Source organism: Blattabacterium cuenoti, assembly GCF_014251715.1.
Classification (GTDB): Bacteria; Bacteroidota; Bacteroidia; order Flavobacteriales; family Blattabacteriaceae; genus Blattabacterium; species Blattabacterium cuenoti_M.
Window position 1 is genome coordinate 14,175 of sequence record NZ_CP059198.1, and the last position, 13,643, is coordinate 27,817.

At 22.1% G+C, this 13,643-nt stretch carries 13 protein-coding genes; 9 read left to right on the forward strand and 4 right to left on the reverse strand.

Translation table 11 applies throughout. The features are described 5' to 3' along the window. The 3 genes from H0H59_RS00055 to H0H59_RS00065 are packed head-to-tail and all read right to left on the reverse strand — an operon-like array spanning position 1 to position 2,412. On the reverse strand, positions 1 to 519 hold the full coding sequence (locus tag H0H59_RS00055; RefSeq protein WP_185862149.1) for a hypothetical protein: 519 nt from the start codon (positions 517 to 519) through the stop codon (positions 1 to 3). Continuing rightward, positions 519 to 1,352: a rod shape-determining protein MreC gene (mreC, locus tag H0H59_RS00060; RefSeq protein WP_185862150.1), complete on the reverse strand. Its 834-nt coding sequence runs from the start codon at positions 1,350 to 1,352 to the stop codon at positions 519 to 521. The genes H0H59_RS00055 and mreC overlap by 1 nt, the downstream gene beginning before the upstream one ends. A gap of 19 nt (positions 1,353 to 1,371) precedes the next feature. Continuing rightward, positions 1,372 to 2,412 (reverse strand): rod shape-determining protein, encoded by a 1,041-nt coding sequence (locus H0H59_RS00065; RefSeq protein ID WP_185862151.1) that lies wholly within the window; start codon positions 2,410 to 2,412, stop codon positions 1,372 to 1,374. 89 nt (positions 2,413 to 2,501) lie between these two features. On the opposite strand from H0H59_RS00065, the gene folK reads away from it, so the two are divergent. The 7 genes from folK to H0H59_RS00100 all read left to right on the forward strand — a co-directional run bounded on the left by folK (position 2,502) and on the right by H0H59_RS00100 (position 11,056). Beyond that, positions 2,502 to 2,999 carry a 2-amino-4-hydroxy-6-hydroxymethyldihydropteridine diphosphokinase gene (gene folK, locus H0H59_RS00070; RefSeq protein WP_185862152.1) on the forward strand — a complete coding sequence of 166 codons (498 nt, stop codon included), beginning with the start codon at positions 2,502 to 2,504 and terminating at the stop codon, positions 2,997 to 2,999. A gap of 41 nt (positions 3,000 to 3,040) precedes the next feature. After that, positions 3,041 to 5,224 (forward strand): putative LPS assembly protein LptD, encoded by a 2,184-nt coding sequence (locus H0H59_RS00075; RefSeq protein WP_238785020.1) that lies wholly within the window; start codon positions 3,041 to 3,043, stop codon positions 5,222 to 5,224. A gap of 5 nt (positions 5,225 to 5,229) precedes the next feature. Continuing rightward, the gene (locus H0H59_RS00080) at positions 5,230 to 5,616 is read left to right on the forward strand and encodes a Rid family detoxifying hydrolase (RefSeq protein ID WP_185862153.1); all 387 of its coding nucleotides are present in this window, start codon (positions 5,230 to 5,232) and stop codon (positions 5,614 to 5,616) included. A gap of 117 nt (positions 5,617 to 5,733) precedes the next feature. Next, positions 5,734 to 7,341 carry an OstA-like protein gene (locus tag H0H59_RS00085; RefSeq protein ID WP_238785021.1) on the forward strand — a complete coding sequence of 536 codons (1,608 nt, stop codon included), beginning with the start codon at positions 5,734 to 5,736 and terminating at the stop codon, positions 7,339 to 7,341. A 17-nt stretch (positions 7,342 to 7,358) separates the two neighbouring features. Continuing rightward, the gene (locus H0H59_RS00090; protein ID WP_185862154.1) at positions 7,359 to 8,552 is read left to right on the forward strand and encodes an aspartate aminotransferase family protein; all 1,194 of its coding nucleotides are present in this window, start codon (positions 7,359 to 7,361) and stop codon (positions 8,550 to 8,552) included. 12 nt (positions 8,553 to 8,564) lie between these two features. Then, entirely contained in the window at positions 8,565 to 9,305 is a 741-nt protein-coding gene (truA, locus tag H0H59_RS00095) for a tRNA pseudouridine(38-40) synthase TruA (protein WP_185862155.1), read from the forward strand. A gap of 11 nt (positions 9,306 to 9,316) precedes the next feature. Next, positions 9,317 to 11,056 carry an ABC transporter ATP-binding protein gene (locus H0H59_RS00100; protein WP_238785022.1) on the forward strand — a complete coding sequence of 580 codons (1,740 nt, stop codon included), beginning with the start codon at positions 9,317 to 9,319 and terminating at the stop codon, positions 11,054 to 11,056. Here the strand turns inward: H0H59_RS00100 and H0H59_RS00105 are convergent. Further along, on the reverse strand, positions 11,053 to 12,252 hold the full coding sequence (locus tag H0H59_RS00105) for a peptidylprolyl isomerase (RefSeq protein WP_185862156.1): 1,200 nt from the start codon (positions 12,250 to 12,252) through the stop codon (positions 11,053 to 11,055). The genes H0H59_RS00100 and H0H59_RS00105 overlap by 4 nt on opposite strands. Positions 12,253 to 12,297: 45 nt before the next feature. On the opposite strand from H0H59_RS00105, the gene lptB reads away from it, so the two are divergent. Further along, positions 12,298 to 13,029 carry an LPS export ABC transporter ATP-binding protein gene (gene lptB / locus H0H59_RS00110; protein WP_185862157.1) on the forward strand — a complete coding sequence of 244 codons (732 nt, stop codon included), beginning with the start codon at positions 12,298 to 12,300 and terminating at the stop codon, positions 13,027 to 13,029. Beyond that, positions 13,013 to 13,639: a thiamine diphosphokinase gene (locus tag H0H59_RS00115; protein WP_185862158.1), complete on the forward strand. Its 627-nt coding sequence runs from the start codon at positions 13,013 to 13,015 to the stop codon at positions 13,637 to 13,639. The genes lptB and H0H59_RS00115 overlap by 17 nt, the downstream gene beginning before the upstream one ends. The last annotated feature ends 4 nt before the right edge of the window (positions 13,640 to 13,643 follow it).

A 13,643-nucleotide genomic window follows, 5' to 3' on the forward strand; every position in this document is an offset into this window, starting at 1 on the left:
TTAATTTTTATTAAATTTTCTGAAAAAAAAATATATAATACATAAAATAGTTGTAAAACTACTGCTAAATATTGTTTTTAATAAAAAAATTATACTAAAAGTAGTTCCCTTCAATATTTCTAATATTAATAAAGAAAAATGATGTGTAAAAACCAATGAAAATATATAAAATGTTTTTCTAATAAAAGGTAATTCGTAAATTGAAAAATCATTTCTATTTATGAAATTTTTTCCATCAAAAAATTGTAAAAAATTCGTTCTTAAAAAAGCAGATAAAGTAGCAGAAAAAGCATGAATACCTCCTGTATTTAGACAATGATCGATAATATAACCAATAAAAAAAGATAAAAATAAAAACAAAAATTTATTACCATTATATGGATATACTAATATAAAAAGTATATATATATAAGAATAACATCTTAAAATTAAAAATAAAGGATTAAATATTGATATTTGAATCAAACAAAGAAAAATAATATAAAATACAGAAACAAAAAAACTTTTGATCAAATTCATTATTTATTTTCAACTTTATAAAGTTGAACATCATTCCATTCTTTTTTGAATAAATTTTTTACAACATAAGCGTTTTCTATAGTAGAAAAATTAGCCATTAATTTTACTTTTATGATATAATTAGCATGTTCCTCATCAAATTTATAAGAAGAGACTTTTCCAATTAGAATTCCTTCAGGAAAAGTAGCCGATTTCCCATCTGTTTCCACTATATCTCCTTTATGTATAGTGGAATGTCTAGGTATATCATACAAAACGACATATTCATGATCCAATCCATCCCAACTTAGAGTTCCGAAATATTTATTTTTTTTTAATCTAGCATTTACTTTAATTTTAGGATTTAAAATAGAAATGGCTATGCTAAAATGTGGAGAAGTTTTAATAATAATTCCTGCAATTCCATCGGATAATATAATTCCCATATCAGGTCTAATTCCGTCTATACTTCCTTTATTTATAGTTAAATAATTTTCTTGTTCATAAATGCTATTATTTATAATTTGTACCGGAGTAAAAGTGTACTGTTGTAAATAGTTTACATCTTCTTCTTTAAAATCTTTATAAATTTTTTTTATTTTAGAAGAAATGAGTGCATTACGTAGTTTATTATTCTCATTTAAAAGTTTTTTATTTTCAATTTCTAATAAAAAATAACTACGAAATTTATAAATAGTTTCATAAATTTTTCCAATCATAAAATTGGAAGATCCTGCATAAATATATTGGTTAAATTTTGAATTGGAAAAAGAAAGAAAAATAGCGATATATTCTAATAAAATAAAGAAAATAAAAAAACGCCATTTTAAAAAAAAATTAAGAAACTCACGCATAAATTATTTCCCCTTTTCCCTATTTCATTAAAAATGTAAATTTTTCAATATTTTTCAATGCTACTCCAGTTCCTTTAACCACAGCTCTCAAAGGGTCTTCTACTAAAGAAACGGAAAGTCCTGTTTTTTTCGATATTCTTTTATCTAATCCTCTTAAAAGAGCTCCTCCTCCAGCCATATATATTCCTGTTTTATAAATATCTGCTGCAAGTTCTGGTGGAGTTTTAGAAAGGGTTTCCATCACGGCATCTTCAATTCTTAAAATAGATTTATCAAGAGCTGGAATGGTTTCTTTATAAGAAAAATTCATTTCTTTTGGTTTTCCTGTAGATATATCTCTACCTTGTATATGAATATTATCAGGAGGGATATCAAGGGCTTCTATAGCAGATCCTATATCTATTTTTATTTTTTCTGCAGTTCTTTCTCCAATATAAAAATTGTATTTAGATCTAAGGAAATAAGCTATATCATTAGTAAAAACATCACCAGCTATTTTTATAGATTTTTTACAAACTATCCCACCTAAAGCTATTACTCCACATTCTGTAGTTCCGCCTCCTATGTCAATAATCATGTTTCCTTCAGCTTTTGTTACTGAAATTCCGGAACCTATAGCAGCTGCCATAGGTTCTTCAATTAAATAGACTTCTTTAGCATTAAGATGTTGTGCTGAATCTTTTACGGCTCTTTTTTCTACTTCTGTAATACCGGATGGTATGCAAATTACCATTGTTAGTGATGGAGTAAAAAGTTTATTATTGATACCTGGAATTTTTTTTATAAATTCTTTAATCATAAGTTCAGCTACTTGATAATCTGCGATAACTCCATCTTTTAATGGTTTATAAATTTTAATATTTTCATGTGTTTTCCCTTGCATTTGTTTAGCTTCTTCTCCTACCGCTAATACTTTTTTTGTTCTTACATCTATGGCTATTATTGAAGGTAAATCTACTATAATCTTATTATTGTGCATGATAAGCGTATTGGCTGTCCCTAAATCTATAGCTATCTCTTGAGTAAAAAGATTCTTCATAAAATCGATGACTAATCCCATTCATATTTTTTTTTATGAAACTACTTAACTAATTTAAATAAAAATTACAGTTTTTCAGTAAATTAAATATTTTATAAAAATTTTTTGTTTTGAATGAACATCATGTTTTTTTATTGCAAGGGAGTAATAAAGGAAATAGAAAAAAATATTTGGATGAATCTTTCATTTTGATCTTTAAAAAAATAGGAAAAATTATTAAAAAATCTTCGTATTTTGAAAGCGAAGCTTGGAATATGAAAAATTCTCCCTGTTTTTATAACAGGGTTTTACATGTAAAAACTAATCATTCTCCTATTGATCTTTTGAAAAAAATTTATGATATAGAATCTTTTATAGGAAGAAAAAAAAATATAGAAAAAAAATATAAAAATAGAGAAATAGATATAGATATTTTATTTTATGATAATATCATTATAAATAGTTCTATTTTAACCATTCCACATCCTTTATTGCATTTTAGAAAATTTGTATTAGAACCTATGTGTGAAATAATACCAAATAAAAATCATCCTATATTTAATTTGACGCTTTTAGAGATATTAGGAACATGCATAGATAAGTTATACGTAAAAAAAATACCTAAATAGGATACATTTAATAATATTAGTTTTTTTACATTATTTTATTTATGAAATTTTTTATTTACATTAAAATGGTATTATTAATTTCTATTTTTGTTCATGCAAATGAAAAAAAAGAAGAGGATAATATTGCTTCAAATAAACAACAAAATAATTTATTTTCTTTTTTTAAAAATATTGTAAAATACAAATCCAATATACAAGAACATAATATAAAAGAAGGTAAATCTTATTTAAAAGGAGAAGCTACTATAGAATATAATAATACAAAAATTCAAGCAGATAGTATTGAATTTAATTGGAAAAATGGAGATATATATGCCATTAAAAAAGAAAAACCTATTATTTTAAAAATAGGAAATCATCAGTATACTTTTAGCAACATTTACACCAATATAAATAGTAATAAGGTAGAAGCAAAAAATTTTTATCTACAAGAAAAAGATTATATAATTACAGCAACCAATATTACGAAAAAAGATCCAAATACGAGTTTAATAAAAAAAATTACATATATATCAGATCCTTTTTTTTTAAAAAAAAAAGATAATGATCCTGATTTTTACTTAAAAACAGATTACTTAAAATATTTTCATTCTAAAAAGTATATTTTTTCTGGTCCAGTTTTTTTCTTTTGGTATAAAGTACCGATGCCTATATTTATTCCATTTTTATATATTCCTGTTAAAAAGGATACTAAGGATAGTAAAGCTACTTATGGTCTGATAAATCCAAAATTTGAAATTAAAAATAAAAAAATTTTTATAAAAAATATAGGATTCTTTTTTCCAATTTCTAATTGTATGAATTTTAAAATATCTAGTTCTATAGATAGTACAAAAAAATGGGAATTAAAAACTAGAATGGAATATAAATTAAGGTATGCCTACCATGGTTTTATTGATTTTAATTATGATCGATATATGTCAAATAGCAATAATTATCAATTTAAATGGGAACACAATCAAGATATAAAATCAGATTCTGAAATAGATTTTAATGCAAACATAAATTATAACAATAATATACTATTCATTAATCATGATTATGAATATTTTTCGTATATAAACATGAGAAAAAAATTTTCTAATTATTTATTATTTATGAATGCTTATATGATACAAAAAAGTGTAAATAATAAAATGGAAATAAAATTTATAATTCCAGAATTTATTTTTCAGATGAAAAATATCTTTTTAGAAAAAAAATACTTTTTACGTCATGTAAATATAGAAAATAAAGTATCTATTCATAATTCAGTGAATTATACAACAGGACATTTTCATACCGGTTTAAATCATAATATGAACATTTCTACTTATTTTTATTTTTTTTATCCTTATTTAAAAATATTACCAAAATTTTTTTATGAAGAATTTTATACATGGGAACATAAAAATTCCAGTATTTCAGGTTTTCAAAAAATAGATTTTTTAGCAGAGATAATATCTATACCGTTTAATAGAATTTTTGAAATAAAAAAGAATTCTATTTTTTTGAGACATAGAATAGAACCTATGTTTTATTTTCATATGAAATATTTTCCTTCTATTTTTAGAAATGAAAAAAATTATAAAGAAATAAACTTTATATTGAATAATGATTTGGATTTTAAATTTAATGAATTAAAAAAAATAAAAATACTTAATAATTTAAGTACTTCGTTCATTCACAATAAAAATTTTATAAAATGTAAAGATTTACATTTTTTTGGAAAAACGGATTTTTTACAAAATTTAGGATTAAAATATAAAGGAGGAATAAATTTTAGTGAAAAAAAAGAAAAGAATAATATGATATTTTTTGATTTTTCTTTTTATTGTAATTATAATACTAATTTTTTTGAAAAAAATGAATATAAAAAAAAAGGGAAAAATCGTTATGATTGTTTTTTTTTTGATGAAAAAAATTATGCAAAATATTCAATTCCATTAAGTTTAAGAATTGATTTTCATTCTCATTATGAAAATGACATCAATCAAAAAAAATTGTTTAATACTTTTTTATCCATGAATGGATCTGTGAATATTACAAAATATTGGAAAATTAATATAAACACAGATTATGATTTATACAACAATAAAATAACATTTGCTAATATTATTTTTTATAGAGATTTAAGAAGTTTTAAAATGAGTTTTAATTGGATTCCTATGGGAAGTTGGTCTTTTTTTATAGGGATTAAAGATCCAAATTTAAGTAATATTATACAGTATAACGAAAAAAGCTAAATACTATGATACCAAAAAAGTTTTCAATAGAAAAAATACCATCTTATGGACCATATAGTACATGTGTTATTGTAGAAAATTTTTTATTTGTTTCTGGACAAATTGCTGTCGAACAAAAAACTGGAAAAATTATCTATGATACTATAGAAATGGAAACAAAAAAAATAATGGATAATTTAAAAATTATTCTTTTTGAAAATGGAATAGGATTTCAAAATGTTATAAAAACTTCTATTTTCGTAAAAAATATGAATCATTTTTCTAAAATAAATGATGTATATTCTGAATTTTTTCAGAAAGGAAATTATCCAGCTAGAGAAACAATTCAAGTAAGTGGATTACCTAAAAATGCGAATTTAGAAATATCTTTAATCGCATACAAAAAAAATTAAAAAAAATATATTATTTTTCAAATTTTTAAATATTGTTTTTTATTCTTTTTTATTATTTTATTAGGAATAAACAAAGTTTATTCTCATAATTATCATAAACTTAAAAATAAGATAAAATTGGTTCATGCTGATTATATACAAAAAAATAATCATGATGAATCTTTTATTTTAATAGGAAATATTCATATTAAATATAATAAATATCATCTTTTTTGTGATAAGGCGATTTATTATAAAGAAAATAATAGATTTTATGGATATGGAAATGTTCAACTAAAATCAGAAAAAAATAAAATAATTTCTCAAAAAATATATATAGAAGATCATTTTTATCATTTTAAATTATCAGGTAGAGTCGTTTTATATCTATATGAAGATAAAACAAAATTAATGGCTAATGTTATGAATTATAATTTTCGAAAAAAATTACTTCAAGCTATCGATAATGTGGTTTTATTGAAGAATAATATAAAATTAACTACCAATATATTAGAATATAATTTTAAAATTAAAAAAATTCATTACAAAGGATATGGAGTGATTCATTATGACGATTATACTATATCTAGTAAAGAAGGTTTTTTTTTAACTGAAAAAAACAAAGCTAAATTAATAGATAAAATTAAATTGGTAAGTAAAAATTATATTGTATATTCTGATGTTTTGGAATTTTTCTTAAAAAAGAATCAAATAAACTTTAATCATCCTACTATTGTAGTACAAAATACAAATTCAAATAATTTTTTATATACTAAAAAAGCATTATTTTTGATTAAAAAAAAAATATTTTTTTTTAATCAAAATATTAGTATTCATTATAATGGAAAAATTATAAGGGGAAAATATTTATTTTTTGATCAAAAAAAACAAAATGGATTCATTAAAAATGTTTTATTAGAAGATTCTAAAAAAAAATATTTTTTGATGGGAGAATATGGGAAGTTTGATTTCAAACATGATTTTTTTATTTTGAATAAAAATATAAAAATAGTAAAAAGATCGAAAGAAAATTCAATTTTTATTTTTTCTAATATTTTAAAAATAAAAAAAATAAAAAATTCTGCATTTTTTATACAAGCTTTTACTGTTAAAAGTTTTTTTTTGAATGGAAAAATTCAAGGAAAATGCAATGTTTTGAATTATGATTCTTCAAATAATTATATACAATTTGATGGAAATACTATTTTTTGGTATAAAAATAAGCAACTTTCTGGAAATTCTATATTTATACACTTCAGAGAAGGAAATGAAGATTCTTTAAAATATATAAAAATTATAAAAAATGCTTTTTATATAGAAAAAATAAATTCCCTTTATTTTAATCAAGTAGAAGGAGAAATTATGATTGGTTTTTTTAATAAAAAAAATTTTTTGAAAAAAATTTTAATTCAAGGAAATACCAATAGTATTATTTTTCTTCCTTTTCCTTCTTATAAAGGAATAAAATTAATTCATAAATTTTTTTGTGGAACTTTATCATTAAATTTAGATGATTTAGATAATAAAAAAATAAAAATAAAAAAAATTTTATGTACAGAAAATGCTCAATCAGAGTTGATTCCTATATCGCCAATAACTCCTAAAAAGTTTTTTTTTCTTTCTAATTTTGTTTGGAAAGAAAAAGAAAAACCGAAGATGGATTACAAAAAAATTGATCAAAAAATGGAAAAATATAGAAAAGAAAATATGTTAGAACAAGAACAAATTTTAAAAATAAAAAAATAGAACTAAATTCTTGTCTTATGAAAGAATTAGAATTAGAAAAGGACTTTTTTCTATATCAAACTCAAATTAATCCTTATCCTATGAAAATTATGGTGGACCATGCATATGGTAACTATATCTATGGGAAAGATGGAAAAAAATATTTAGATTTTGTAGCAGGTATTTCTGTAAATGTATTAGGACATGGAAATAAAAAAATAAAAGAAGCTATAAAAAAACAAGTAGATAAATATTTACATACTATGGTCTATGGAGAATTTATACAAAATCCTTGTGTAAAGCTTTGTAAAAAAATAGCAGAAAATACTCCATTTCCATTGACTACTACTTATTTAGTAAATTCAGGAACAGAAGCGGTAGAAGTAGCTTTGAAATTAGCTAAATGTTATACTGGAAAAGAAGAAATTATTTCTTGTAAATGGGCTTATCATGGGAGCACCCATGGATCTATGAGTATTATGGGATGTGAAAATAGAAAAAGACCTTTTAGACCTCTACTTCCTTTAGTAAAATTTATAACATTTAATCATATAGAAGAATTAATTGATTCTATCACAGAAAAAACAGCTTGTGTTATTTTAGAAACCATTTCTTGTTCTTATGGAATAAAATTACCAAATGAATTTTTTTTAAAAAAAATTAAGGAACAATGTCATAAAAAAAAAGCTTTAATGATACTTGATGAAGTACAAACTGGATTTGGTAGAACAGGAAAGCTTTTTGCATTTGAACATTATGGAATAGTTCCTGATATTTTAATAATGGGAAAAGGAATGGGGGGAGGGATGCCTATTAGTGGGGTGATTTCATCTAATAAAATTATGAAAACTTTTTGTGATTCTGTTACTTTTGCTCATCTAACTACTTTTGGAGGAAATGCTGTAGCAGCTTCTGCTTCTTTAGCTACTTTAAATCAACTTATCAATTGTAATATAATGGAAAAAGTTTTTATGAAAGAAAAATGGATTAGAAAATATTTAGTTCATGATGAAATAAAAAGTATTAATGGAAAAGGTCTTCTTTTATCTTTTGAACTAAAAAATAAAAATTTAGTGGAAAAAGTATTAAAAAATTGTATAAAAAAAGGATTAATTTTATTTCGTTTTTTATTTAATAGTCATACTTTACGTATTACCCCTCCATTAACTATAACAAAGAAAGAAATCCAAAAAGGATGTTCCATTATTATTGATAGTTTAAATCAAATTTAAAAAAAAATGTAATTGAGATTTTTCATTGAATTAGCTTATAATGGTAAATATTTTTATGGATGGCAAATACAGAAAAAAGTAAGTACAATAGAGGAAAAATTAGAATATTGTTTATCTAAATTATTAAAAATATCTATCAATGTTGTAGGTGCCGGTAGAACGGATAAAGGAGTGCATGCTAAACAAATGTTTGCACATTTTGATTATGAAAAAATAATAAGTAATGATTTTATCAAAAAATTAAATATTTTTTTACCAAAATCTATTAAGGTATTAAATATTTTTCCTGTAAAAGAAAATATTCACGCTAGATTTAATGCCATTAAACGAACGTATAAATATTATTTAACACGTGATAAAGATCCATTTTATCAAGATTTTTCTTGGTATTGTTTTTATCCATTAAATATACAAAAAATGAATATTGCTTCCAGTAAACTGATGCAATATAAAGATTTTAGTTCTTTTTGTAAAAAAAGAACTTCAGAGAACAATATATGTAAAATAAACTCTGCTTATTGGACTGTTTTAAATAATAATATTTTATGTTTTACTATTGAATCTAATAGATTTCTAAGATCTATGGTTAGATCTATTATTGGAACATTAATTCATGTAGGAAAAAACAAAATAAGCATTAGTGAATTCATTAAAATTATAGAATCTAAAAATTCTAATTTTTGTAGACATATAGTTCCTGCATGTGGATTGTTTCTTACCAAAATTATTTATCCAGAAGACATTTTTTTATAAAAAAAAATGGAATGAAAAAGAAAGAATCTTCCTTAAAACAATTATTAAAAATTAGTTTAGATTATAAATTTATACTAATCGCAACAATTGTTACTTCTATATTAATAGCATTTATTTCTGCTTATCGTCCTAAATTAATACAGAAAGCGATAGATATTCATATTCTTTATAAGGATTTTTTTGGACTTAAAAATATATTAATGTTGATTCTTATGCTTCTTTTCTTAGAAAGCATATTTCATTTTATTTTATTGTATCTATCTAATGTATTAGCTCAAAATGTTATTGAAAGAATTAGAATTCTTTTATTTGAAAAATTGTTACATTTTAGAAATTCTTTTTTTAATAAAACACCAATAGGAAAATTGCTATCTTATTCTATTTCAGATATAGAAACTATTACTGTCATATTTAATGACGGAATATTACTTGTATCTGGAGATGTTTTAAGAATCATTATGATTATAATTATGATGTACACAGTACATCATAAATTATCTTTTATTGTTTTTTTAACTATTCCTTTTATCTATATCATTACTCGTTTTTTTCAAACAACATTAAAAAAAACTTTTCATGAAGAACGTGTGCATACTTCACGTTTGAATAGTTTTTTGCAAGAAAATATTATAGGAATGTCTATTATTCAACTTTTTCATAAAGAAAAAGAGGAATACTTAAAATTTAAATCTATTAATAAAAAGTTAATGAATGCTCATTTTAAAACTATTTTTTATTTTTCTATTTTTTTTCCTATAGTAGAACTAGTTTCTGCAGTTACTATAAGTTTTGTCATATTTTATGGAGGATTTCATGCAATTGAAAAAGGAAATGTGAAACCAGGACAAATTATTGCTTTTATTTTTTTTATATATCTTCTTTTTCGTCCTATGCGACAAATAGCAGATAGATTTAATATAATACAAAGAGGAATAGCAGGAATAGAACGCATATTTTCTATATTAAGTTCTGATGAAATTATTATTAATAAAGGAAACTTACGATTAAAAAAATTAAATGGGCATATTGTATTTAACAATGTTCATTTTTCTTATTTTGAAAAAGAAATAGTTTTGAATGGGATTTCTTTTGAAATAAATCCAGGAGAAAAAATTGCTATAGTAGGATCTACAGGTTCTGGAAAATCAACTATTACTCATTTGATTTCTAGATTATATGAAATTAAAAAAGGAAATATTTGTATTGATGGACATTCAATTCAAGATATTGAACTTAAAAATTTAAGATCTCATATAAGGGTCGTTCCACAAGATACTTTTTTATTTAATGATTCTATTATAAATAATGTGACTTTAGGAAATCCTTCAATTAATATTGATCAAATAAAAAATATGGCTAAAAAAATAGGAATACATAGTTTCATAACTTCATTACCAAATGGATATCAATATATAGTAAAAGAACGGGGAGGGTTACTATCACTTGGAGAAAAACAATTAATTTCTTTTCTAAGAGTTCAAATGCATCCTTATTCTATTCTAATACTAGATGAAGCTACAGCATCTTTAAATAAAGAATTAGAAAAAATGATCTACTATGCTACAGATTTTTTAACGAAAAAAAAAACTTCTATTATTATTACTCACCGTATTTATACATTAAAAAATGCGGACAAAATATTAGCCATCAATAAAGGATGTGTTGTAGAAAAAGGGACACATGAAGAATTAATTCAATTAAATGGATATTATGCTGGTTTATATAAAGAATCCTTCAAAAAAAAAAATTAAGTGCAATTAATTTTTATATAAGTTTTTTTTAATACTTTTTGAACCCAATTTTTTATTTTATTTTCTTTTTTTACGTCTTTGACAAAATTTTTTAATTTTGTGTAATCTTTTTCAATAGTAATAGGATAAGAAGGAATGCTATCTAATAATTTAACTATGAAAAATACTTCTTTTCCATTTAAAATTTCTTTATAAGGATTAGATATTTCTCCTTTTTTTAAAAAATGTAATGCTTTTTTCATATTTACTGAAAGTTTATTTTCTTCAAAACAAATTTTATTCGATCCTAAAATATTCACATTTTTTTCATCATATATTTTACTTATTTCCTTATTAGAATTAGAAATACGTTTTTTAATTGATTTTACAAATAATTTTGTTTTGTTCAATTCGTCTTTTGTATATTTAGGTTTAATTAAAATATGTCTTATATCAATTTCATTTTTTCTTTTTCCTTCCAATTTTATTAAATGAAATCCTAAATTTGTTTCAAAAGGTTCAGATATTTCCTTTTCTTTTAAAGAAAAAATAATATGTTCAAATTCTTTTGGAATAGAATTTATTTTTATTCCTTTGATAAGACCCCCATATAATGCAGAATCATCATCTTCAGAAAATAAAATGGCTTTAATAGAAAAATCTACATCATTATGTATTTCTTTTTTTATTTTTTTTAAAAAATTAATAGTTATTTTTTTGTTCGTTAAACTTAATTTTGGATTAAAAACTATATAAAAAATACATATTTTTTTAGGAGAAATAAGGGGTTTTTTTTTAAAAAAATGTTTTACTTCCTCCGGTGATACTTCCACCGTATCCGTTATTTTTTTATAAAATTTTTCTAAATATTGATGGTTCTTTATTGTTTCAATTAGTAAAAAATTTTTTTTTCCAAATTGTGTAAAAAATTCTTTTTTATTATTTGGATATTTTTTTTTCATTTCTGAAACTAAAACTTTAGTTCTGGATTCTAATTCCTTATCGTTTATTTGTATATTTTTATCTTTTTTTGCATAATAAAGCATTAATTTTTTAATTAAAAAATTATTTAAAGCATTACAATTATTGGATCGTATTTCAGAATTCAAAATAATCTCATTTCCTACTACAGCTGTAATTCCATCCAATTTTTCTAAATCAGAAGAATAAGAAAAATAACTATATATTAAAAATAAAAATAAATAAAAGTTTTTCATATTATAAAATGTAATTTCAATAATACATAAAAAAATTATAATATCATGACTTTAAAAGCTAAAAATATATATAAAAAATATAAAAAAAAATATGTTGTTAAAAATGTTTCTTTTAAATTGAATCAGGGAGAAGTAGTAGGATTGATAGGACCAAATGGAGCTGGTAAAACAACCTCTTTTTATATGATTGTAGGACTTATAAAACCAGATGTAGGAAAAATAATAATGCATCAAGAGGATATTACAGGAACTCCAATGTATATACGTTCTAAAAAGGGAATAGGATATTTATCGCAAGAACCATCAATATTTAGAAAATTATCTGTAGAAGATAATATTTTGTGCATTTTAGAAATGCAAAAAATATCTTATAAAGAAAAAAAAAAAAGAACCGAACAATTAATTGAAGAATTAGGATTACAAAAAATAAGAAAAATACGTGGGGATCTTATTTCTGGAGGAGAACGAAGACGTACTGAAATTGCAAGATGTTTAGCTATAAATCCTAAATTTATTCTTCTAGATGAACCTTTTTCTGGAATAGATCCAATTGCTATAGAAGAATTACAAAAAATTATTTTTTCTCTAAAAAAAAAAAATATAGGTATATTAATAACGGATCATAATGTACAAGAAATTTTTACGATAACAGATCGCATTTATTTAATGTTTGAAGGTAATATTTTAAAACATGGCCCTTCTATAGAAATTATGCAAGACTCTATTGTAAAAAAAATTTATTTAGGAAATCGTTTTATAAATGAATCATCGTTTTAAAGGACCAGAAGTAGGATTATTTCTTAATGGAGAAAATACTCCTATTTTTTTAAAAAAATTTTCTTTTTATAAAAAAATATTTGCTGTTGATGGAGCTTTTTATTATTTAAATAAATTAGGAGTTTCAGTGGATTACATTATTGGAGATTTAGATTCTCTTTTAAAAAAAGATATTCCTTCAGAAAATAATTTTATTTATACTTACGATCAAAGATATACTGATTTTGATAAAGCTTTAAATATAATTTATAAAAAAGGATTTCTTAACATTAATGTTTGGGGAGGAAGTGGAAAGGAACAAGATCATTTTTTGGGAAATATATCTACAGCTTTAAAATATAAAAAAAAATTATCTATTATATTTCATGATGAATATTATTATTATTTTTTATCTGAAAAAAAAACCTTTTTTAATCATAAAAAAAATAAAAAAGTATCTTTATTCCCGTTTCCAAAAGTAGAAGGATTACAAACACATGGACTTAAATATTCTATAAACAATGGTTTTTTAAAAATAGGGGGGAATATAGGCATTAGAAATGAATCTAATGAAAAAAGAATAGAAATAATGTATAAAAAAGGTGAATTGTTAATATTTATAGAAAAATAGAGTT

Bases quoted from the DNA above. Each gene is read 5' to 3' on its own strand.
- H0H59_RS00055 (WP_185862149.1), bottom strand. From the start codon at position 519: ATGAATTTGATCAAAAGTTTTTTTGTTTCTGTATTTTATATTATTTTT.
- mreC (WP_185862150.1), bottom strand. From the start codon at position 1,352: ATGCGTGAGTTTCTTAATTTTTTTTTAAAATGGCGTTTTTTTATTTTC.
- H0H59_RS00065 (WP_185862151.1), bottom strand. From the start codon at position 2,412: ATGGGATTAGTCATCGATTTTATGAAGAATCTTTTTACTCAAGAGATA.
- H0H59_RS00075 (WP_238785020.1), top strand. From the start codon at position 3,041: ATGAAATTTTTTATTTACATTAAAATGGTATTATTAATTTCTATTTTT.
- H0H59_RS00080 (WP_185862153.1), top strand. From the start codon at position 5,230: ATGATACCAAAAAAGTTTTCAATAGAAAAAATACCATCTTATGGACCA.
- H0H59_RS00090 (WP_185862154.1), top strand. From the start codon at position 7,359: ATGAAAGAATTAGAATTAGAAAAGGACTTTTTTCTATATCAAACTCAA.
- H0H59_RS00100 (WP_238785022.1), top strand. From the start codon at position 9,317: ATGAAAAAGAAAGAATCTTCCTTAAAACAATTATTAAAAATTAGTTTA.
- H0H59_RS00105 (WP_185862156.1), bottom strand. From the start codon at position 12,252: ATGAAAAACTTTTATTTATTTTTATTTTTAATATATAGTTATTTTTCT.
- lptB (WP_185862157.1), top strand. From the start codon at position 12,298: ATGACTTTAAAAGCTAAAAATATATATAAAAAATATAAAAAAAAATAT.
- H0H59_RS00115 (WP_185862158.1), top strand. From the start codon at position 13,013: ATGAATCATCGTTTTAAAGGACCAGAAGTAGGATTATTTCTTAATGGA.